The organism is Streptomyces sp. NBC_00887, from assembly GCF_045207585.1.
The window spans coordinates 1028374-1050807 of sequence record NZ_CP108788.1 but is presented as its reverse complement, the minus strand read 5'-3'; the positions used below and the strand labels follow the sequence as shown (position 1 = coordinate 1050807).

The following is a 22434-nucleotide window of genomic DNA, read 5'->3' as shown; positions in this document are numbered from 1 at the left end:
GTCTACTCCGCGGGCTTGTCGGAGTCCATGCCCGGACGGGCCTTCTTCCATTCACCGCGGGTGAAGTCCGGGATCTGCTGCGGAACGCCCTTGGCCTTGATGGAGAGGTGGCTCAGTGGAACAGGCGCGGTCCAGGTGGCCGCGTCGTAGACGTCGAAGTCGGGCGCGAGTCCGAGCCGCATGCACTGCATCAGACGGAACACCAGCATGTAGTCCATTCCGCCGTGACCACCGGGCGGGTCGGCGTGCTCCTTCCACAGCCAGTGGTCCCAGTCGGCGTACGCGGAGAAGTCCTTCCACTGGTCGTCGGTGTGGTCGGGCTCCAGATAGATGCGTGTCGGGTAGTCCTCGAAGACGCCCTTGGTGCCACCGAGGCTGTTGATGCGTGAGTACGGGTGGGGCGTCGACACGTCGTGCTCCAGGCGGATCACCCGGCCCTTCGCCGTCTGGACGAGACTGATCGTCCGGTCGCTCTCGATGTAGGTCTCCTTCCAGCTCGGGTCACCGGCGGGCATGTGCTGCTCGCGGTACTCGGCGAGACCGCGTGCGGGTGAGCCGACGCTGGTGATGCTCACCGCGCGGTCGCCGCGGTTGATGTCCATGTAGTTGGCGACCGGCCCGAATCCGTGGTTGGGGTACAGATCACCGCGCAACCGGGTGTGCCACAGGCGCCGCCACGGACCCTCGTAGTAATCGGGGTCGAACATCAGCCCCCGAAGATCGTGGTTGTACGCGCCCGCCCCGTGCAGCAGGTCGCCGAAGAGACCGGCGTGCGCCATCCGCAGCACCCGCATCTCGTTCCGGCCGTAGCAGCAGTTCTCCAGCTGCATGCAGTGTCGCCGGGTCCGTTCGGAGAGGTCGACCAACTGCCAGAGCTGGTCGAGCTGGAGAGCGATCGGACACTCGACGCCGACATGCTTGCCGTTGAGCATGGCGGTCTTCGCCATCTCGAAGTGGAGGTCCCAGGGAGTCGCCACGTAGACGAAGTCGATGTCCCCGCGCTTGCAGAGGTTCTCGTAGTCGTCCTCGCCGTTCGTGTACACGGCGGGCACGGGCTGACCCGCCGCTGTCACCTTCGCGGCCGCCTGTTCGGCCTTGGCCTTCACCGGGTCGCAGACGGCGACGACCTGTACTCCGGTGACGGCGAGGAAGAGGTCGATCATGCTGCCGCCACGGTTGCCGAGGCCCACGATGCCGACCCGCACGGTGGAGCGCCGGTCGAAGCGAACCCCGGCCATGGTGCTGCCCTGGCGTGCGGGGACGGTCGCCGGATTCGCCTCCGCCGTTGCTGCTGCCGTGCCGGTGCCGAGTGTTCCGAGTCCGAGTCCGGCGCCTGCTATTCCGGCCACTCCGGCCGTGGTACGAAGCACGGAACGACGGCTCATAGAGCCGTCGTCCGTGTTCTGCGGGTCCTGATCCTTTGGTGCGTCGTCGTTCATCGAGCCTCCAGGAAGGGGGATCTGACGGTGCGCGTAAGGGTGTGGGAAGCCCTGGGGCATGACGGGTTCCCGAACCTCGGTAAGGACCCTGGACGGTGGGACTGCTGTTGCGCAAGGGATGCGTTTGGACTCGCGCGTGGACTCTCGCGCCGAAACCATGGACTTTCCGGCGGTGTTGACGGAGGACGGGCGTGCCGGATCCGGACGGCCGGCGGACGCCCGGGACCGGGGTACGCACCGGGTTCAATGACCGGCCGGGGGGTCGCAGGTGTGGTGCGCGCCTGGGTTCAGAGAACCGGCCGGGGGGCGGAGGGCCGGTGCGCGCCGGGGTTCAGAGAACCGGCCGGGGGGCGGAGGTGTGGTGCGCGCCCCGGGTTCAGAGAACCGGCCGGGTCGCCCGCTCCAGCTCCATCAGTGCCGAGTAGTACGTGCGGCCGGTCGCCCGGTCCATGCCGATCTCGCACATCCGGTTCGCCGACAGATACGCGTCGTACTCCCGGGTGTTCACCTCGGCCGCCTCCTTGGCGGTCGCCGAGTCGGTGAGCTCCTTGTGCAGCATGCCGCGGTCGCCCGCGAACGCGCAGCAGCCCGCGTCGTCGGGGATGACGACGTCCTCCGCGCATGCCTCGGCGACCGCGCGCAGCTGTGCCACGTCTCCCAGGTGCTCCATCGAGCAGGTGGGATGCAGGACGGCCGAGCCCACCCTGCGGAACACGGTCAGCGAAGGAAGCAGCTCCTCGGCGGCCCAGACGAGCGAGTCGACGACAGTCAGCTCACGGTGCAGGTCCCGGTTGGCCTCGGTGAGATAGGGCACCACCTCGTGGGACATGCCGAGCGTGCACGAGGAGGCGTCGACGACCAGCGGCAGCCTGCCGCCCGCGGTCCAGCCCCATGCCGCCTCCACGATGCGGTTGGCCATCACGGCGTTGGCCACGTCGTACCCCTTGGAGTGCCAGATCGTCGCGCAGCAGGTACCCGCGACGTCCTCGGGGATCCACACGGGCTTTGCGGCCCGGGCGGACAGGGAGACGACCGCATCGGCGAGCGACGGCGATCCCTCGTCCTCGGGTCCGGCGAAGATGCGGTTCACACAGGCCGGGTAGTAGACGGCGTGCGCACCCGCCCGCGAGGTGGGAGGCATCCTCCGGCCGGCAGCGCCGGGGATCTGGGGAAGCCACTCCGGAACCAGATCGGGGCGAACGGCCTTGCGGGCCAGCCGGGTCACCGACTCGAGCAGACGGTCGCCGACCCGGTCGGAGACGGCGTCGGCCGCGGCGACCGCGAGCCGTGCCGAGACCTCCACCGCCTTGAAGTGCTTCGCCGTGAGCGCCGCGATGCGCTCCTCGCGCGGCGAGTGCCGGTGATGACGGAAATCCTTCATCATCGCGCCGGTGTCGATGCCGACCGGGCAGGCCAGCTTGCACGTGGAGTCGCCCGCGCAGGTGTCCACGGCGTCGTACCCGTACGCGTCGAGGAGACCGGCCTCCACCGGGGAGCGGTCCGGCTGGCGCATCATCTCCCTGCGCAGAACGATGCGTTGACGGGGCGTGGTGGTCAGGTCCTCGCTGGGGCAGGTCGGTTCGCAGAAGCCGCACTCGATGCACGGATCAGCGACCGGCTCGACCTTGGGGATCGTCTTGAGCCCGCGCAGGTGCGCCTTCGGGTCGCGGTCCAGGACGATCCGCGGCGCCAGCACCCCGTCGGGGTCGATGATCTGCTTCGTACGCCACATGAGTTCGGTGGCCTTCGGGCCCCACTCCAGCTCCAGGAACGGCGCGATGTTGCGGCCCGTGGCGTGCTCCGCCTTCAGCGATCCGTCGAAACGGTCGACGACGAGCGAGCAGAAGCTGTCCATGAAGGCGGCGTACCGGTCGACGTCCGCGGATTCCGCGGCGTCGAAAGCGAGCAGGAAGTGCAGGTTTCCGTGCGCCGCATGACCTGCGACGGCGGCGTCGAAGCCATGGACGGCCTGGAGTTCGAGCAGGGCCTCGCAGGCCTCGGCAAGCCGGGACGGCGGCACCGCGAAGTCCTCAGTGATCAGCGTGGTGCCCGAGGGGCGGGAGCCGCCGACGGCGGTGACGAACGCCTTGCGGGCCTTCCAGTAGCCCGCGACCGTGGCGGCGTCCCGGGTGAACGCGTTGGTCACGGACACGGCCGGCACGACGAGGTCGAGCCCCGTGACGACCGAAGCCGCCGCCTGCTCGTAGGCCTCCAGAGCCGCCTCGTCCGGGGCGCGGAACTCCACCAGGAGCGCCGTCGTGTCCCTGGGGAGGGACGCCCAGTCCGACGGGACGCCCTGGACGCGCACCGATGCCCGCAGCGTGTTGCCGTCCATGAGCTCCACGGCGATCGCACCCGCCTCGTTGAACTGCGGCACGGCCGCCGCGGCTGCGGTGAGGGAAGGGAAGAACAGCAGAGCGGAGGAGACCAGGCGGTCCAGCGGCAGCGTGTCGAAGACGACCTCCGAGATGAAGCCGAAGGTGCCCTCGGAGCCCACCATCAGCCCGCGGAGGATCTCCACGGGGGTCGATCCGTCCAGGAACGCGTCGAGCCGGTAGCCGTTGGTGTTCTTGATCTCGTACTTGGCGCGGATCCGGGCGGTGAGCCGCTCGTCCGCCTCGATCTCCGCCTTGACGGCCAGCAGCCCTTCGCACAGGCGCGGCTCGGCGTGACGCAGCAGCTCGTCGGCGGCCGGTTCGGCCGTGTCGACCACTGTGCCGCTCGGCAGGACGAAGGTGAGGGAGGAGACCGTGCGGTACGAATTGCGGGTCGTGCCGGCGGTCATTCCTGAGGCGTTGTTCGCGACGACACCGCCGATGGTGCAGGCGATGGCACTGGCGGGATCGGGCCCCAGCAGCCTGCCGTGCCGGGCGAGCGTGGCGTTGGCACGCATGACGGTGGTCCCCGGACGGATGCGTGCCCGCGCCCCGTCGTCGAGGACTTCGATGCCCGTCCAGTGGTGGCGGACGTCGACGAGGATGTCCTCGCCCTGTGCCTGGCCGTTGAGGCTGGTGCCCGCGGCCCGGAAGACCACGTTGCGGCCCTTGCCGTGGGCGTACGAGAGGATCGCCGAGATGTCGTCGATGTCCTTGGGGACCAGGACGACCTGCGGCAGGAAGCGGTAGGGGCTGGCATCCGAGGCGTACCGCACGAGGTCGGAGATCTTCCACAGCACCTTCTCCGCGCCGAGCAGGGCGGTCAGGTCGGCGCGCAGCGGTGTGGGTGTGCCCGCGGCCTTCCAGCCCGGCACCCGGTCGGGGGACGGCGCCCGTGCCGTACCAGGACGGAGGGCTTCCGGCTTCGGCTCCAGCAGCGGCATCTCAGGATCTCCTCGACGACACGGTGCGGTGCCCCGCACCGCGCCTCAGCAGCGGCGGCGCTCCGGCATCCCGTCCACCAGAGCGGTCAGCAGCCCGCCGAGCACCTCGCGCTGCTCGGCGGTCAGTGGAGCCAGGATCTCCTCTGCGGCGGCCTTCCGCGCGTTGCGCAGCGAACGGAGCGTGGCCCTGCCCTCCTCGGTGATCTCGATGCGGACCACCCGGCGGTTGGTCGGGTCCGGCGCGCGGCGCACCCGGTCATTGGCCTCCAGGCCGTCCACCAGTGTGGTGACCGCGCGCGGGACGACGTCGAGGCGCTGGGCGAGATCGGCCATCCGGGGTGGATCCTCGTAGTGCGCGACCGTGCGTAGCAGCCGGAACTGCGCCGGAGTGATGTCGATCGGCTCCAGCTGGCGGCTCTGGATGCGCTGAAGTCTGCGGGTGAGACGCAGCAGCTGTTCGGCCAGAAGACCGTCGGGATCGGGGGAGTCCATGAGGGAACGATATCAGGACCTCGTTCATTGTGAATAGAGGTAACAATGAGCTAAGCTCCGTAACGTCGAAATTCCGCACGTCCGCCGCCGCACGCCTCCACCCGGGGCCTGTCGGCCACACGCTCTCGAAGGAGCACATGAAACCCGACGAACCCACGTGGACACCCCCTGCCGGTGATGCCCAGCAGCCGCCCGCCGAGCTGCGCCGCATCTTCCGCCTCTTCCGCCCCTACCGCGGCAGGCTCGCGATCGTGGGGCTGCTGGTCGGCGCCTCGTCGCTGGTGTCGGTCGCCACCCCGTTCCTGCTCCGCGAGATCCTGGACACCGCGATTCCCCAGGGGCGTACGGGACTGCTCACGCTGCTCGCGCTCGGCATGATCCTCACCGCCGTGATGACCAGCGTCTTCGGCGTGCTGCAGACCCTGATCTCCACGACGGTCGGCCAGCGCGTCATGCACGACCTGCGCACCGCCGTCTACACCCAGCTGCAGCGGATGCCGCTCGCCTTCTTCACCAGGACCCGCACGGGCGAGGTCCAGTCGCGCATCGCCAACGACATCGGCGGGATGCAGGCGACGGTCACCTCCACCGCGACCTCGCTGGTCTCCAACCTCACCGCCGTCATCGCCACCGTGGTCGCCATGCTCGCGCTGGACTGGCGGCTCACGGTCGTCTCGCTGCTCCTGCTGCCCGTATTCGTCTGGATCAGCCGCCGGGTCGGCCGTGAGCGCAAGAAGATCACCACCCAGCGGCAGAAGCAGATGGCCGCGATGGCGGCCACGGTCACCGAGTCGCTCTCGGTCAGCGGCATCCTGCTCGGCCGCACCATGGGCCGCTCGGACTCCCTCACCAAGGGCTTCGCCGAGGAGTCGGAACGCCTGGTCGACCTCGAAGTGCGCTCCAACATGGCCGGGCGGTGGCGGATGTCGACGATAGGCATCGTCATGGCCGCGATGCCCGCCGTCATCTACTGGGCGGCCGGCCTCACCCTCCAGTCGGGTGCCACGGCCGTCTCCATCGGCACGCTGGTCGCCTTCGTCTCGCTGCAGCAGGGCCTGTTCCGGCCGGCGGTGAGCCTGCTCTCCACCGGCGTGCAGATGCAGACATCCCTCGCCCTGTTCCAGCGGATCTTCGAGTACCTCGATCTCGACGTGGACATCACCGAGCCCGAGAAGCCCGTCCGGCTGGAGAAGATCAGGGGCGAGGTCGCCTTCGAGAACGTCACCTTCAGCTACGACGAGAAGAGCGGCCCGACGCTGAGCAGCATCGACGTGACCGTGCCCGCCGGCCGCAGTCTGGCCGTCGTCGGCCCCACCGGCTCGGGCAAGTCGACGCTCAGCTATCTGGTGCCGCGGCTGTACGACGTCACCGGCGGCAGGGTCACCATCGACGGGGTCGATGTCCGGGACCTGGACTTCGACACCCTCGCCAGGGCCGTCGGCGTGGTCTCCCAGGAGACCTATCTCTTCCACGCCTCCGTGGCCGAGAACCTTCGCTTCGCCAAGCCGGACGCCACCGACGAGGAGATCGAAGCAGCGGCCCGCGCCGCTCAGATCCACGACCACATCGCATCACTGCCCGACGGCTACGACACGCTCGTCGGTGAGCGGGGGTACCGCTTCTCGGGCGGTGAGAAGCAGCGCCTGGCCATCGCCCGCACGATCCTCCGTGACCCGCCCGTTCTGATCCTCGACGAGGCGACCAGCGCGCTCGACACCCGTACGGAACACGCCGTGCAGCAAGCCATTGACGCGCTGTCGAAGGGGCGCACCACCCTCACCATCGCGCACCGGCTCTCCACCGTCAGGGACGCGGACCAGATCGTCGTCCTGGACGGCGGGCGGGCGGCCGAGCGCGGCACGCACGCGGAGCTGCTGGAGAAGGACGGCCGGTACGCGGCCCTCATCCGCCGCGACGGCGACCTCGCCCCCGCGGCCACATGAAGGCGCGATCGCGCCTGTGCGGCGGGATGCCCGTACGGCATGATCGCCGTCCATGAGAGCTCTGCTCGGGGTGGAACTCCCCGGATACCGGCCCGTGGACAACGACGCCTGGGTGAATGACGACGGTGATGTGCTGTCGCTGCACTACTTCGGACTGCCGCCTGACCTTCCTGCCGCGCTGGAAGACGGCCCGACCCTGCGCAACACGCTGACGCACTGGACCGCGCAAGCGGGCGGCGGGCTCATAGAGGCATCGGTGAAGACGCTGGGCGGGCTGCCTGCACTGCGTCAGATACTCAAGGTGCCGCTGCCCCAACAGGCCCACGGGCAGGTGTTCATCGGCAGTTTCACGGTGCCCCGGGCCGGATGCAGCACGGTGGTGAAGATCCAGGCGCCCGAGCGCGGAATGACAGGCATGCGGGAAGCCGTCGTCCTCGCGAAGCTCGACCCCGACCAGTACTTCCGGCCGCACCCCTATGCCCCCGAGGTCCAAGGCGGCCTTCCCTTCCACGCGGCGGATCACGCCAGGTGGGACGCGGAATTCCCGGACCACCCGCTGCCCCGGGTCCGGCGGACACTCGACGCGCTGGTCGAGGCGGTCACCGTGGACCCCGGATTTGCCGCGCTGGCGCCTTTCGCGGGCCCGGTCGAACCTGCCCCCCGCGGCTGACGAGCCGCGCAACACGGCGGCGCCGCCGCTCCCGTGGGACGGGGAGCGGCGGCGCCGGTCGAGCAATGGCCAGACGAGCCAACCCACGAGTGGACGACGCCGGCAAGCAGGTGGGTGAGGAAGCTATTCGGTGCCTCTCCTTGTGCATGGTGCATAGGTGGGACTGCGCAGTCGCGGTCTGCCCGTTGCCCGCGCCCTGCAATCATCAGGCTGCGCACCGGAGTTGATCGACGAGATGCGAGACGATCACATGTTCTGGCGAAATCCCGATCCCCTGTTCGTGTATGAGGCCGGGAGTTTGCAGCGAGTGCGGAATGCAGCGGGCTTGGAGGGCGGAGGCGCTTCGTGAGATGTGTTCGCAGCGTCGGCGCAGGCTGGCAGACTGAAGGGCGCCACGGCGGCGCAGCGAGAGAGGTTGTGCGCATGTCGGCTGGGCCCGGGGTTGCAGAAACGATCATGATCGCGTTGGCGACGGCGCTGGTCACAACCGTGGGCACCGGGTGGTTGGTGATGCCGCGGTTGGAGGCCCGGAAGCGGCGGATCATGGATGCGCACCAGGCCCGGGACCGGTTCCTGGCCACGATGCTGCGGATCTTGTCGGCAAGCGGCAGACTGCAAAAGTTCGAGGCACCGAACCCGGACGATGCGGCGTGGACGCCAGTTATGCGTGAGCGCGTTGAGGCGGAGCGGGCCCGTTGGGTGAAGCAGCTCGACGAGGCGACCGAGTGGATGGTCGACAACGTGGAAACGTACGCGGTCAGCTGGCCGACGGACTTCCTGCGCGGTCTGATCGGCACCTACGTGCCTTACGCCCGGGCGGTGATGATCTCCGAGCGCGAGGACGACCGGAAGGCCGAACTGCTGGAGTGGCTCACCACGCCTGTGTGGGAGGTCTTCGGCTCGCGGGGCTGGCAGCGTAGCCCTCGCCGCCTGGCACGGGCGCAGCGTCAGCTTGGGGCGCGTATCGCAGAGATCGAGGCCGAGGCGGACCGCCAGAACGCCGCGGCGGTCGCCGCCTGACCGGGCAGGACCTTGCCCGTGGTGGGCGATGCAAGCTGATCATTCACCTATGAGAGCCGAAGTGCAGGCGTTCGTTGCCGCGGCCCGCTCCCAGACTGGGATGCAAGCGGAGAAGAGATCGACAGACGTGTCGAGCAACTCGAAGCGATCCCCGAGCCGGTCACGGCAGAGGAAGCCCGAGCGCTCCTCTCCTGCTTCGGCCCCGACGACTGCTACGGCGTCGCAGGGACCCCGCTGCACCTCATCGAGACCGATCCGAACCCCGTCCTGACCACCGATCCCGGACCTGACGCCAACGAGTGGCACAAGCGGCTCTACGACCGGGCCGTGCACGCAGGGCTCATCCCGAAGACTTGACGGCCTGGTCGGCCTGGTCGGCCTGGTCGGCCTGGTCGGCCTGGTCGGCCTGGTCGGCCAGGTCCGCCGCCAGCTCGTCGCGCCAGTGTAGGGACATGCGCAGGCTCAGGACCGTCTCCGCCGCTGCGGGCAGGGGTAGCAGCAGGAACCGGCGCAGGGCCCCGGCCGCCGCGTCCCGTCCGTGCCACGCCGCGAGGTCGGCCGCGGTGACGGGCGCAAGGTCCGGCTGGTGGCGGGCCGCGTCGAGCAGTCCGCGGACGGCCCGGGTCTCCGCCCGGATGGTCCGCATCCGCAGGTCGAGTGCCCCGTCGGCCGGGAGACCCACCAACTCGCCCCGGCCGGTCTGCTCCAGTGCCCGGGCGATCTCCGGGTAGCCGTCGATACCCGTCTCCGACGCCAGCCGGGCGAGCTGCGCCGCCACCGCGGAGCGCAACCGCTGCGGCGGGGTCCGCTCCACGAGGGCGCCGAGGTCGAAGTCGCGTACGACGGTCACCGGGTGCCCCGCCTCCGGCACCTCGTCGAGGACCGGCAGCAGCAGCGCGCCGGCCAGCGGCGCCGCTGCGTCGTCCGCCGGGTCCCAGCTGATGCCGTGCTCCGCCGTCAGGCCTGCCAGCAGCCGCGCGTAGGCGGCCGTCGAGCCGGGCCAGGGATCGACGCCGAGCTCCTGCCACTTCTCCCCGTCGGGGCCGGTCACGTAGTCCTCGCGCGGCGATTCGACCCGGTGGCCCGCCTCCGGCCGCTCCGTGCCGTCTTCCACGACGGTCACGCGCACCTCGGGTCCCTGCTTCGTCAGCCGCACCACCCGGGTTCCGCGGGACAGCCGTCCCAGCACCTCGGGACGGCCGAACTGGGCGTCACCGCCCTCCTGCGTGGCGTACGACCACCCATCGCCGCAGGACCCGGCCCGGACCATCGGGCGGTGCGCGGCCCAAGGCGCGCCTGCGGACAGCCGCGCCTGCTCCCGGCTGCGCGGCCCGGCGGTCGCGGGCACGGAGCCCAGCCGGTCCAGCAGCTCCCCGGGGTCGATGCCTGCCACGAACACGACGTCCGGCTGCACGGGCGGTGCGGGCTCGGGTCCGAAGAGTCCGCCGCTCCCGAAGGTGATGACGGCGTACACCCCGTCGGGCTGCGGGACGGGCGCGGCCGGCTCGGGCGCGGGTGGTACCTGCGGCTCAGGGGCCCCGGCGGCGAGGCCCAGGGCGGAGATCGGGTCGGCGACGACTGTCCCGCCTCCGTCCCAGATCAGCCGGCCCTCGTGGGCCAGGGGTGTCCGCCCGTCGAAGGGCAGGCCGTGCTCCAGGGCCGTGGCGAAGTCGGAGAGGACGTGCCGCAGCCCCGGCCAGGGGGTGAAGGTCGAGCCCGTCTCGTCGAAGTACCGGCCGACCCGCCCGTGGTGCGGGCCGGGGCGGGTGACCAGGAAGAGCCCGTCGGAGGACTGCCAGCCGATGCCCAGGGTGATCAGCAGTCGTTCGTGCGGCCAGTACGCATACTCGTCGCGCTCCTCCTCGTCGAGCTCGGCCTCCTCCTCGGCAACGTCCTCCCCGGCCTCGCGCAGGAGCTCGGCGCTCTGGATGATCTTCCCGACTCCGGACGGTGGTCCGTAGTAGTCGAGCCTGAGCGTTCCGTCCTGGAGCTCCACACCGTCGTGCCGCAGCAGCGACTCCCTCAGGTCGGGCGGGAAGGTCACCCCCAGCCGAAGTTCGGCCGCCGCGATGGCCGCCGGGGGAGCCGGCGGTCGCAGCAGCCCATGGGTGACAGGGGCGTGCCGCGCGAGCCAGCTCTCGATGCGGTCCCAGGACTCTTCGACAGTGAACACGATCATGCCCGGCACCCTAGGCGCGGGCACTGACACCGGGCAGGCCCGGGCTGTCCGTCGTCCTCTCAGCCCCGGCGGGCGACCATCCACTGGGGCACCGCCCCTTCCGAGTTCCGTACCTCGCCACCGGCGGCGATGGCGGCGTGTGCTGCTTTGCACGCGCTCGTCTGGTCGGTGAGTATCGCGGCGATGTCGGGGTGACGTTGGGTGCTCGTCCTGGCAATGCGCTGCCTGTAGAGACTGAATGTGGGTGTTGCTACAGGATTCGGCGTGGCCGTGAGCTGGCCGGAACCAGGTCCCCGGCAGGAACGGACCAGAGGAACCGGTGTTGCTGTCCTACTTCGCCGTAGCTTCGGGAGAACAGGGCCTACAAGACCGCTCGCGCTATGAGGTCCGCTCACGCGGCCGGCTCCGGGGGCACTTCGTCGTGATCATCGGGATGGCGGCCCCTCCGGAGTTTGCACGCACACGTCGGGCGGCCCCGATCCTCGCCTCACTGTCCCTGACCGAGCGTCACATAATTGCAGAGAGTACTGGCCACTTCGTCGCAGCTCCGGGAGAGCAGGGCCTTGCCGGCTCGATCGAGCAGTGGTGGGTCTGTTGCGCTCGGTGCGGGTCAGACGGAGGCGCCCTGCGCGGCGGGCGTGCCGCTGCCGGTCCGCTCCAGCAGACGGGTGATCGAGCGTGCCGCGGCGCGTCCCGCCCGGTTGGCGCCGATCGTGCTGGCCGACGGCCCGTACCCGACGAGATGGACGCGCCCGTCCCGTATCGCCCGGGTGTCCTCGACGCGTATGCCGCCGCCCGGCTCGCGCAGCCTCAGCGGGGCCAAATGATCGACTGCGGCCCGGAATCCGGTCGCCCACAGAATCACATCGGCCTCTGCAGTCCGGCCATCGGCCCAGGCCACCCCGTCCGGGGTGATCCGCTCGAACATGGGGAGCCGGTCGAGGACCCTCTCCTCGCGTGCGCGTCGGACAGCGTCGGTCAGCGGCAGTCCGGTCACGCTCACCACGCTCTGCGGCGGAAGCCCACGCCGTACACGCTCCTCCACCATCGCCACGGCGGCCCGCCCCTGCTCCTCGCCGAACGGCCCCTCCCGGAACACCGGGGGCCGACGCGTCACCCAGTACGTCGCGGCCGCCACTTCGGCGATCTCCATCAGGTGCTGGGTCCCCGAGGCTCCACCACCGACCACGATGACCCGTTGTCCGGCGAACTCCGCCGGCCCCGGATAGTCGACAGTGTGCAACTGCCGCCCCCGGAAGGTCTCCTGGCCCGGATACCGCGGCCGGAACGGCCGGTCCCAAGTCCCCGTCGCGTTGACAAGGGCACGCGTGGCGTAGGTGTCCTCGGACGTCTCGACGAGCAGGCGGCCGTCCTCTCCTTCGCTGCCTTCGCGCACGGCCTTCACTTCGACGGGACGGTGCACCCGCAGGTCGAAGCGGTTTTCGTACGCGTCGAAGTACTCGGCGATCACCTCGGACGAAGGGCGGCCGTCGTCGGCACCCGTCAGCTCCATGCCGGGCAGGGAGTGCATGCCGTGGACCTTGCCGTAAGTGAGCGACGGCCAGCGGAACTGCCAGGCACCCCCGGGCCGCGGGGCGTGGTCGAGGACGACGAAGTCCCGGTCGGGTTCGAGGCCGGCGCGCCGCAGATGGTAGGCAGCGGACAGCCCCGCCTGCCCGGCGCCGATCACGACCACGTCCCGCTCGCGCATCCCGAAGTTGTTCACCCTTCTACCAACTCTGGACGGCTCCCGGATCTTCCCGGACCGACCGGGGGCGCGACCGCCTGCCGACGGCGCCAGAATGGAGCCATGCCCGACTCCTTCGCCACGCACCTGCTGAGCATCGCCACCGGACGGACCGAGACGGTCACGGACCTGACGGCGGACTGCGAACAGTTCCTCGCCCGTGTCGCCCACGGCAGGGACGGCCTGCTCAACGTCTTCGTCCCTCACGCGACCGCCGGAATCGCGGTCCTGGAGACCGGAGCGGGCAGCGACGACGACCTCCTCGCGGCCCTGCAGACCCTGCTCCCCGCCGACGACCGCTGGCGCCACCGCCACGGAAGCCCCGGCCACGGCCGCGACCACGTGCTCCCCGCCCTCGTACCGCCGCACGCGACCCTGCCGGTGATCGGTGGAGGGCTGGAGCTCGGGACGTGGCAGTCGGTCTGCCTGGTCGATACCAACATCTCGAATCACAACCGTCAGGTGCGGTTGAGCTTCCTCGGATAGGACGCTGACTCGGTGCGGACTGTAGATAGCAAGTCCGGCCGCGCCAACTGCCCCCGGATTGAGGCTGCTGTCAATGCTGCCGACGGGTTCTTGGTCTGCTAGTGGTACAGCACCCTGCCCCCATGCTGAACACTGAGTGAGCTTCTTCGAGTTGGCCACCGATCGGGTGATGGGCCGTGAAGCGCAACGAGCGAGGCCCGGGCTGTTGATCGAGATGTCTGACGTAGGCCGGGCGGCAGACAACGTGCACGGCCGTTGCTGCCGCTCTTCACCGAATGCTTTGCAGGAGCGCCCCCGTGGCCGTGACGGTCCAGAACGACCATCCGTTGCGGTTCGGGTTGACGCGCGGGTTGAGAGCCCGGACCATGGCTACCGCCGCCCCGCTGGGGGATTCGTACACGCCGCGGCCGGGGCCGGAGGGGATCGTCACGGCGCGGGAGGGCGGATCGTAGTAGGCGGTGGTGCGCCGGCCATCGTAGACGGCGTGCAACTCGACGCCCTGCTCCGTGCGCAACGCCTGCACGTCTGCCTTGACCAGCGCGGGCGCGGAAGTGTCCTCAGCGATCACGGTCTCGTCGGCCGGCATCTCGTCGGCGTCCTGACGGATGGCACTCCCGTCGTAGGCGGGCAGACCCAGGAGCTCGTTGAGGACATTGGCCAGCAGGCTCCTGCGCGCGGCCAGGAAGTCGGGGAACCGGTCCAGGGACCGCAGCTCCGGGTCGCTGGGGATCCACTGTTCGGCCAGGCGCTCCGGCGCGACGCCCGCCATGTACTCGGCTGGCAGCTTGGAGGAGATCATCTTGTTGGTCTGGCCGGTGACGAAGGCCAGGTTGGCGAGGCTGTTCCACTCCTCCTTCGCGCAGGTCCCCTGGACCCGGGCGCGAGGGAACACGTGGTGGAACTCGATCCTGGAACCGCTGTTCATCGGCTGATCGTTGATGGCGATGTTGGTCGACCAGTCCCGCGCCCTGCCCCGCAGCGCGGCGATGTAGAGCAGTTTGAAGAAGGCGTGCGTGGAGTACTTCTGCTCCAGGTCCCTCGGGTGCAGTGCGCTGTCCAGTGAGCGGGGGCCGGAGGCCCGGCGGATGAGCTCGGCGAACAGGTCCTCCCCGGCACGGGACCTGATCAGCCGGGCCTCCGCGTCGAGCTTGCCCTCGACCTGCAGCGAGTAGTGGCTGAAGGCCATCGCCGTGTACACCCAGCGACGCAGCAGTTGCGCCTCTCCCGGACGCAGCTTGCCGCTCCGGTGATAGAGCAGCAGCGCAGGCACGATCGTGACGTTCGGGGAGGAGAGGATCTCGGACCGGGGGATCGAGCACTCGCCTTTCAGGAAGTCGATCGCGAAGCGAAGGGCCCTTTCGGTGGCGTGCCACGCCTCCTTCAGCGCGGTCTCGTTCACCTCCGCTCCGATGAGCTTGATGTGATGGGCGCCGGTGCCCGCGAGGAGGCTCATGAGGCGCAGGACGGCTTCCCTGTTCAGGTCGAAGTCGCTGTCCCGTAGTTCCTGGTGAAAGGCATCCATGGTGTCCAGGCCGGCGGACCAGCGGGCCGCGATGGCGCTGTACACGAGATCGCCTTTGGAAAGCCGTCGGCCGCCCTTGTTCAGCCGGGCGAATAGCTCGGCGACCTCCTCGTAGTCGTCGGACTCATAGGTGATGACGGCGATCTGGTGATACCGGATGTTGTTCACCTTCTGCAGCCGCTGCATCCAGGTGCCGAAGTCCGGGTCGTCGGGGGACACCCCGGCCTTGTTCAGGACCGGGTAGAACTGCACGTTCTCCTGCAGGAGCGTCGACACCGGGATCAGGAGCGGATCCTTGCGCTGCACGGCGCTCGGGGTCACGAATTCCTCGGTACGCACGTCGAAGCGCAGGTCTATGTGCCGACCGTCGGCCTTCGACTGGGGTCGGTAGACCCAGGCGAGGGAGGTCAGCCGCTGCTGTCCGTCCAGCAGATAGAGGGGTTGGTTCGTCGTTTTGTCGGTCTGGACGACGGCGGCAGTCTTGAACGGGACGTTCAGGCCGGTCTTCCACAGCAGCAGGGCGCCGACCGGATAGCCTCGGTAGAGCGAATCGAAGAGATCACGTACGTCAGGCCGCATCCAGACGAAGTCGCGCTGGATGGAGGGAATGACGACCATGCCCCGCAGCAGGTTCTCCACCTGGGAAATAATCTTCTCGTTCGCCAGTCCCATGCCGCCCCCAGCATTCCGGTGATCCGTCACATCCACGGTAACCGCCATCCGGGTGCGGCCGGCTGGTTTCGGATCTTTGCGCTACTCCAAGCGATGGCCACACCTGCATGGCCCGATCGGTCGTCAGCCCCTCACCAGTGGCTCCGCTTGTCCGCACAGACGATCGTGGAGTGAGCCTCGACACCCCGGTACGGCTCTCATTGAACTTCCCTGACGTCTTGTGGCGCGCTGCGGGAAGACCGCTCCGTCGTGTCGTCGTTGGATTGCAGCGCAGGTCGACCGCGAGGTCGACAGACCCTGAACGAGCACGAGCGCATGGTTGGCAGACAACTCTGTCCGCCGAGTTGACCCCTACGAACTGCCGCCTGCTCGCACGTGACGGTCCCTATCACGTCCAGCCCCACGGCGAGGGTGGCCAGCTATTCTCAGGGTGCCTTAGTGGAGTTTGGCGGACACGAACGTCGACAATGCGGAACGTCAGGTCCGTCTGTCGTTCCTCGGGTAAAGCTGCGTCTGCCGTCGCTGTAGGAGTGATGTCCGGCCGGACCAAGCGTCCACCAGCACGGCCGGGGAACTTGCCCTTCCTCTCCATCCGCGAAGCGGGAAACCGCGGGGATGAGGGCGTGACATGGTTGACCACGGGAGGCTGTCCACTCACCGTGACGACTTACGCGTCAGACCTTGTCGGGGGAGTCGTCGACGGGTTGTTCCGGGGAGCGGATGGAGGCCGAGATCACCGCGCAGGACGGAGCGGAAGGTCGCGAGCCGGTCCCCACTTGCTGGCTGCCGCAACGGCCGCCGAGGCAAGCGGGTAACCAAGGCGGTCGGTGACCCGGAACCGGCGATACCGAAACTGCGGACCGGCTGACGGGGTGGGCCGGAATCGAGGCTGATGCTACCCGGACGGTGAGACGATGGGACGCATGGTGCTTCATGTGGGTGTGCACGCCCTTCGCAGTCGTCGGGGCCAACTACGCGGTAGCGCAGGCAAAGTAGCGGAGTGCGGGGATGCCAGCACGTCGTACCTCCTGCTCTTTTACGCGACGGAGTGCGCGATCAAGGAGCGAGTACTGAGCCGTAGGGGACAGCGGAATACATCAGGGTTGGAGCCCACGCACGACCTGCGGAAGCTTGCCAAGGAGCTGTGTCTGCCGCGTTCGGTCAGCGACCACCTTGCCAGGCTGGATCGCTGCCGAATGAGCGCTCAGGGTGCTGGAAAGGTTGCCCTCGCTGACCTTCACCAGGCATGGCGTTATGGTGCGAAACTGAATGAAGAAGACGAAAAGAATGCTCAGGCGTCACTGCACGCACTCATCGCATGGTGCGAGCAGGACTGAGACGTGATGAACAGAGCCGCGGAGGAACTGGGGACCATGGACAGCAGCACAGCGCCTCCCGCGCACCTTTTCAGCTGGGTGGACGTCGACGAGCACCTGGCCCGACTGGCGACTCTGGGAAGGTGGCCGGAGTGGCTCGTCGCCGCTGACGGCTGGTGGGACTGTCTGGAGCTCGTCGTCGACGACGGCACGGACCAGGAGCTGGTGCGGCAGTGGCTGGAGGAGGCGTTCGGGGCGGGCTCCGCGGCTCAGCACGACGGAGTATTGATGCTGGGTCTGGACGACCCACGTACGAACGAGTTCACGGGCCTCCGGGTGCAACTGAGCATCGAGCCGGAGGTGCCCGACGGACCCCTACGGCTACCGCTTCTACGGGAGAAGCACATCACCCGTCACCTGGCGGAGCCATTGCGACGCCCTCAGCGTGACGGTTTCACGAACGACGTCCAGGTGATGGCCTTTCACTCCTTCAAGGGCGGCGTCGGGCGCACGGTGCACGCCGTTGCCGCTGCAGACAAGCTCGCCAGGCGCGGCGGTAACGTTCTGCTGATCGACGCGGACCTGGAGGCGCCCGGTATCTCTTGGATGCACAAGGAGCAGGGCGGTCAGTGCGACTTCAGTTACGAGGACTTCGTCACACTGATTCAGGGTGACGAGGACAACGGCTGGCAGTCGGCCGTGGACATCGCGGCGAAGTACCTGCCCAACCAGCAGGTCGGTCACTACACGGGCGGGGGCCGTCTCACCGTGGTGCCGACCAGCCGTAGGGTGTTGCTTGGGCCGCCGCGTATCGAACCCGCGGACCTGTTCTCCCCAGGCCGTTCCCCCTACCTTCTGACCGAGGCCATCGCTGCACTTGGCGCCCGCATGGGCGCGGACACCGTGATCGTGGACCTGCGTGCGGGAGCGTCCGAGCTGTCCGCGCCGATCCTCCTTGATCCGCGGGTGCAGCGTGTCTTCGTCACCACGCTGAGCCATCAGTCCTTGGCCGGCGTCGAACTGATGGTCCGGCAACTCGGGCAGAAGGCGCCTGCTGTCCAGGGACTGGACCCCGCCAGCTCTGTGATCGTCACTCAGTATCGCCTGGACGCGCACGGTGCGCAGGCAGAGGCTGCCCGTAGCGCGCTTGGCGGCGCACTTGCGGCGACGATCGGACGCCCCACGGCCGACTCCGCGGACGGCACGGAGGCTGTGGATACAGGGCTGCTGGTCCAGCCGGTCATGAGTCCCTTCCGGGAAGAACTCCTGGCTCTGCCCTCCACCTGGGACGCGGTTTTGAGGGTTCTCGGCTCCTGCGGGATCGCCGATGCCCTTGACCCGATTCTTCCTAGCCCCACCCCTCAGCTGCTCCTCACAGGCGGGCCGCCGGATGGGGGCAAGGCGAGGACCGACTACGCGCAGCTGCGGCGGAACCTTGCTCAAACCGCAGGGGAACTGATCCACGCGGAAAAGAAGGGGCTCTCGTCGACCGGCGGATTCCTAGTCACGGACCCTTTGCGTAGGCTTCTGGGCGACCACCGCACTGAGTTGCCGCTTGCGCTCGTGGTCGGTGCGAAAGGGGCCGGAAAGACGTTTCTGTATTCCAAGGCGTGTGCGGCGCGCACGTGGGAGAGATTTGCCGAAAAATCTGGGGTTGACGGAGTTGATCTGCGCGCACCAGTGGTCCCTGTGCTGGAGTCCGCCAACTTGGAGTACGGCGAACTGGAGCCGCAGGACCTTCGCGACGACTTCGCCAGGCAAAACGGTGGCCCAGCGGATGTCGATGCTGCTTCGGGGAGAAGCATCAGTGACAGGTTGAAATCCGGGCTGGCCAGGTTGGACGGTCAGAACGAACTTGCCTGGCGGAGTCTCTGGCTGGAGTGTCTGGCCGTCGCCGCAGGGGTGGAGCCAGCGGACGGACGGAGTCCGGAGGAGGCGCTAGCAGAGCTCGGCAAGCGAGCCAAGGCCGTGTTCGTGATCGACGGCCTGGAGGATCTGCTGCAGAGCCTCGACGCTGAGGTGAAGAGCACGGCGCTGCGGGTGCTGCTGATCGATGTACTTGGCTGGCTCCGATCCCTGCGCGGGCGGCCCTTCGGGCTCATGGTTTTCGTCCGCAGGGACCTGGTCACCTGGGCTGTACGGCAGAACAGCGGTCAACTTCTCGGCCGGTACGACCGCTATGCACTGCACTGGAGTAAGGAGGAAGCCCTGCGGCTCGCGCTTTGGGTAACCGCACACGCGCAAGCCCTGCCCACTCCTGTGGACCTTGTCGCGGTCACTGAACTTTCCGAGGACGATTTGGTACAGAGCCTCGTTCAAGTGTGGGGTTGGAAGATGGGGACGGAGAAGTCGCGGGAGGCACGTTCGCACCTGTGGGTGCCTGCGGCACTCGGAGACTTCAATAACCAGGTTCAGGCTCGGGACGTCGTGGTGTTCCTTGCCAAGTCTGCCGAACTCTCTAGCTCTTACGACACGGTCGAGGACCGGGTCCTGGTGCCTGGCGCGATGCGAAAGGCACTGCTTGCGTGCAGCAAGAACAAGATCGAGTCGATTCGGGCCGAGAATCGTGAAATCGGTGAGCTACTCACCAAGCTGGAGCGTCTGGAGACCCAGGTCACTGTCCCGTTCGAACTCGAACGGGTCGGTCTCACGGTTCAGGAAGCGGATACGCTCATCGACTCCGGGGTTTTCAGCAAAGGCACGGACGGCCGCTACTGGGTTCCGGAGATCTACCGGCACGGCCTGGGTTTCAACAGCGAGCGCCGGGCGCGGGTGCTTTGGGGTGGATAGCATTCCCGAGCTGGTGGGGTGATCTCTGGGCGCGCAGGTTGTCGACCGGGCCGGAATGGCGTGTACCGGTGGGGCTATGCCTGCGGCCGAGGCGACGGTCGTTTCACCGAGGAAATGGTTCTGGAAAGACTCAAGAAGTCGGACGCGGTGTACCACTCGACACCGGGCGGAATCGACCGTGATGGTGGCGGGCGAACTGCTGTGTCTCACCCCGCTTCGACTTCCGGGACTTCCGCGTGCGCATCGCGGAGTATTCGAACGTAGAGGAGCGCGGCGCGTTCCATCTGGATACCTTCGGCAGTGGGCCGTGGCTGGGAAGCGCCTGATGAGTCCCGGGTCCACCGCCAAGACCAAGACCTGGCCGGCGCCGAGTTCCAGGTCTTCGGTGAGGCCGCCGACCCCGAGGACTCTGCCCGCCATCCCTGACCCCCGCTATCGACCCGGGAGGTCTTCGCGTGGACGAGGCCCGGGACTTCCGACTGGAGGTGACGACCGAGCTCTGCCGTGCCCCGGAGGACGCCGTGCTGACCTGTCTGCGTGACCTCGCGGTTTTGACGAGCTGCTGGAGGCACGCATCTGAATCGCCCCGACGTGGCACTCCTCGTCCAGGATGGTACCTTCGTCGGCTGGAGTCTGACCGAACCGGCCCGTTATGTGACCACGGGGTTCGCCGCCCCCGACCCGGCGCCCCGCCCCGTCCACCCGGCTCCTGTTCTCCACGTGCATGGACCTCGTCAGCACGCCGTGGCTGGACGCGATGCGGCGCCGTGATCCGGCCGCAGTGTCCGGCCTGCGGGGACTTGACCACAGGCTGCGCGACCAGCGTAAGGATCGGAACCGGGCCGACGCGCTCCTCGCTGTGATCGGCGAGCTGGTCGAGGACTACGGGAGCCGGTGACGGTCGGTCGATTCGACAGTGAGTCCTTCTGGTCTTGTCGCGGCGACATGTTCACCCCAGTCACGTTCGGCCCTCTGCTGAAGTAGGAGCGCGCGCAACTCCATTGCAGCACTGGACTGTTCGTGCAGACCAACCGTGAGGGTACGCTGCGGGTTGCCGTAACGGATGTTGGTCGATACCAACAGGGACAATGCCGACCGGCAGGTACGGCTGTCGTTCCTCGGGTAGGGCTGCGTGTGTCGTCACTGTAGGGGTGATGTCCGGCCGCACCAACTGAGCGAGCCCAAGCTCTGGGCAGGGCTGGGCGAGCGGTGCCGCGCGGCGATGTAGGCCTGGGGGACGCGCGAGCAACTCCCGGTGACGCGCCCGTGGTGCTGAACGAGCACGATGGCCACTGGGGAGCGTTCGCCTGTCTTCCGAAGCTGGCCGTCGCGCCGACCTCCGGTGGCGCCGCCGGTGATCTCGCCGGTGAACTTGAACGCGGGCAGCGGCTGTAGCCCACCTGCACGGCCGAGGAACTTGCCCTTCACCTCGCCATCCGCGGCGCGGGAGACCGCCGGGCGAAGGCGACGTTATGGGTGACCACGGGAGGCTACTCACTCTCCGTGACGACTAGTCCCCCTAGATGCTGACCCATGCAAAACCATGTTCCGCAATGCCCTCGGCAATGGATGGATCGATCAAGAAGCGAAGTTGGCTTCGGTACTCCTGCGGACTTACCGCAATCTGGTTCACCCGCTCGCCGAGAAGCGAGCCAAGCACAGCGCGGACTTCGATACAGCCGACCTGTGCTGGTCCACAGTCAACGCCGTCCTCAACGACCCGGCGGCGAGCAACGTCTAGCTGTATTGATCACGAGCGTTGTTGACACAGGGGTCTTGATCAAAGGCGCAGACCTCCGGTGTGGTGGAGCTGTCTAGGACTGCACCGCACTGGAGGTCTTCGTGTCCCACCGTAATGCCCGGCTGACCGTCTTTGGCAGGAGACTGCTGGTCGAACGTGTCTGTTCGGGCCGTCCTGTCGCGCACGTTGCTGCGGAGATGGGCGTCTCCAGGGCAACGGCGCACAAGGGGATGCGCCGCTGGCGGAACGAGGGTGAGGCGGGGCTCCATGACCGGTCCAGCAAGCCGCTCACGACACCGCACCTCACCTCGCCCGACGTCGAGGCCAGGGTGTGCCGCCTGCGGACCGACCGCAAGCTGGGCCGTGCCCGGATCGGCCCGGTCCTGGGCCTTCCCGCCTCGACCGTCCACCGCATCCTGACCCGGCACCGGCTGGCCTGGATCGACCGCCCCACAGGCACCGTGATCCGCCGCTACGAACGCGAACGGCCCGGCGAACTCATCCACGTCGACGTGAAGAAGCTCGGACGGATCCCCGACGGCGGCGGACACAAGACCCTTGGCCGCCAGGCCGGCCGGGCCACCCGCAGCCAGATGGGCTTCGACTACGTCCACTCCGCCGTCTACGACCACTCCCGCCTGGCCTACAGCGAGATCCATCCCGACGAGAAGGTTGCGACCTGCGCGGACTTCCTCACCCGCGCGGCCGCGTTCTTCCACAGCCACGGCATCACCCGCATCGAACGCGTGCTGACCGACAACGCCTGGGCCTACCGCAAGGGCCTGGCCTGGAAAGCAGCCCTCACCAAGCTGGAAGCGACCGGGAAACTCACCCGGCCCTATCGCCCCCAGACCAACGGCAAAGTCGAACGGTTCAACCGCACCCTGCTCGACGGATGGGCCTCCCTACGGCCCTACACCAGCAACGACGAACGGTCTCTGGCCCTGGCAGACTTCCTGCACACCTACAACCACCACCGCTGCCACACCGCACTCGACGGACACCCGCCGATCAGCCGCGTCAACAACGCTGAGGGGCAATACATCTAGCCCTCAGTAGGGAACGGGAGCGCGTAGCTACGGTTCGGCCGATTGTCCA

At 68.3% G+C, this 22434-nt stretch carries 15 protein-coding genes; 9 read left to right on the top strand and 6 right to left on the bottom strand.

Annotated elements, in window-relative coordinates; all coding sequences use genetic code 11:
* Positions 1 to 2: 2 nt before the first annotated feature.
* The 3 genes from OG844_RS04715 to OG844_RS04705 all read right to left on the bottom strand — a co-directional run bounded on the left by OG844_RS04715 (position 3) and on the right by OG844_RS04705 (position 5250).
* Complete coding sequence (locus OG844_RS04715) at positions 3 to 1439, bottom strand: Gfo/Idh/MocA family protein (RefSeq protein WP_406388293.1); 1437 nt, start codon at positions 1437 to 1439, stop codon at positions 3 to 5.
* Positions 1440 to 1815: 376 nt separating this feature from the next.
* The gene (locus OG844_RS04710; RefSeq protein WP_406388291.1) at positions 1816 to 4758 is read right to left on the bottom strand and encodes an FAD-binding and (Fe-S)-binding domain-containing protein; all 2943 of its coding nucleotides are present in this window, start codon (positions 4756 to 4758) and stop codon (positions 1816 to 1818) included.
* Positions 4759 to 4803: 45 nt separating this feature from the next.
* Positions 4804 to 5250, bottom strand: a complete 447-nt coding sequence (locus tag OG844_RS04705; protein WP_383175683.1) for a MarR family winged helix-turn-helix transcriptional regulator — start codon at positions 5248 to 5250, stop codon at positions 4804 to 4806.
* Positions 5251 to 5387: 137 nt separating this feature from the next.
* Here OG844_RS04705 and OG844_RS04700 point away from each other — a divergent pair, with 137 nt between their 5' ends.
* From OG844_RS04700 to OG844_RS04690, 3 genes are all read left to right on the top strand, one after another.
* On the top strand, positions 5388 to 7193 hold the full coding sequence (locus OG844_RS04700) for an ABC transporter ATP-binding protein (RefSeq protein WP_406388289.1): 1806 nt from the start codon (positions 5388 to 5390) through the stop codon (positions 7191 to 7193).
* Between the two features lie 52 nt (positions 7194 to 7245).
* Positions 7246 to 7863, top strand: a complete 618-nt coding sequence (locus OG844_RS04695; protein ID WP_406388287.1) for a hypothetical protein — start codon at positions 7246 to 7248, stop codon at positions 7861 to 7863.
* A gap of 423 nt (positions 7864 to 8286) precedes the next feature.
* Positions 8287 to 8883: a hypothetical protein gene (locus tag OG844_RS04690; RefSeq protein ID WP_406388286.1), complete on the top strand. Its 597-nt coding sequence runs from the start codon at positions 8287 to 8289 to the stop codon at positions 8881 to 8883.
* A 340-nt stretch (positions 8884 to 9223) separates the two neighbouring features.
* On the opposite strand, the gene OG844_RS04685 is transcribed toward OG844_RS04690, so the two are convergent.
* Positions 9224 to 11062 (bottom strand): SMI1/KNR4 family protein, encoded by a 1839-nt coding sequence (locus OG844_RS04685; RefSeq protein WP_406388284.1) that lies wholly within the window; start codon positions 11060 to 11062, stop codon positions 9224 to 9226.
* Between the two features lie 610 nt (positions 11063 to 11672).
* On the bottom strand, positions 11673 to 12773 hold the full coding sequence (locus OG844_RS04680; RefSeq protein ID WP_406396005.1) for an FAD-dependent oxidoreductase: 1101 nt from the start codon (positions 12771 to 12773) through the stop codon (positions 11673 to 11675).
* A gap of 99 nt (positions 12774 to 12872) precedes the next feature.
* Between OG844_RS04680 and OG844_RS04675 the strand changes: the two genes are divergently transcribed.
* A complete protein-coding gene (locus OG844_RS04675; RefSeq protein ID WP_406388283.1) occupies positions 12873 to 13295 on the top strand; it encodes a YjbQ family protein in 423 nt (140 codons plus the stop codon).
* A gap of 268 nt (positions 13296 to 13563) precedes the next feature.
* Here OG844_RS04675 and OG844_RS04670 read toward each other — a convergent pair whose 3' ends face one another.
* Entirely contained in the window at positions 13564 to 15489 is a 1926-nt protein-coding gene (locus OG844_RS04670) for a DUF262 domain-containing protein (protein WP_406388282.1), read from the bottom strand.
* Between the two features lie 1373 nt (positions 15490 to 16862).
* Between OG844_RS04670 and OG844_RS04665 the strand changes: the two genes are divergently transcribed.
* The 5 genes from OG844_RS04665 to OG844_RS04645 all read left to right on the top strand — a co-directional run bounded on the left by OG844_RS04665 (position 16863) and on the right by OG844_RS04645 (position 22385).
* Complete coding sequence (locus OG844_RS04665) at positions 16863 to 19595, top strand: KGGVGR-motif variant AAA ATPase (protein WP_406388281.1); 2733 nt, start codon at positions 16863 to 16865, stop codon at positions 19593 to 19595.
* A gap of 724 nt (positions 19596 to 20319) precedes the next feature.
* A complete protein-coding gene (locus OG844_RS04660; protein WP_406388280.1) occupies positions 20320 to 20493 on the top strand; it encodes a hypothetical protein in 174 nt (57 codons plus the stop codon).
* A gap of 368 nt (positions 20494 to 20861) precedes the next feature.
* Entirely contained in the window at positions 20862 to 20990 is a 129-nt protein-coding gene (locus tag OG844_RS04655) for a hypothetical protein (RefSeq protein ID WP_406388278.1), read from the top strand.
* Between the two features lie 196 nt (positions 20991 to 21186).
* The gene (locus OG844_RS04650; protein WP_406388276.1) at positions 21187 to 21336 is read left to right on the top strand and encodes a hypothetical protein; all 150 of its coding nucleotides are present in this window, start codon (positions 21187 to 21189) and stop codon (positions 21334 to 21336) included.
* A gap of 101 nt (positions 21337 to 21437) precedes the next feature.
* Positions 21438 to 22385 (top strand): IS481 family transposase, encoded by a 948-nt coding sequence (locus tag OG844_RS04645; RefSeq protein WP_406388275.1) that lies wholly within the window; start codon positions 21438 to 21440, stop codon positions 22383 to 22385.
* Positions 22386 to 22434: the final 49 nt, after the last annotated feature.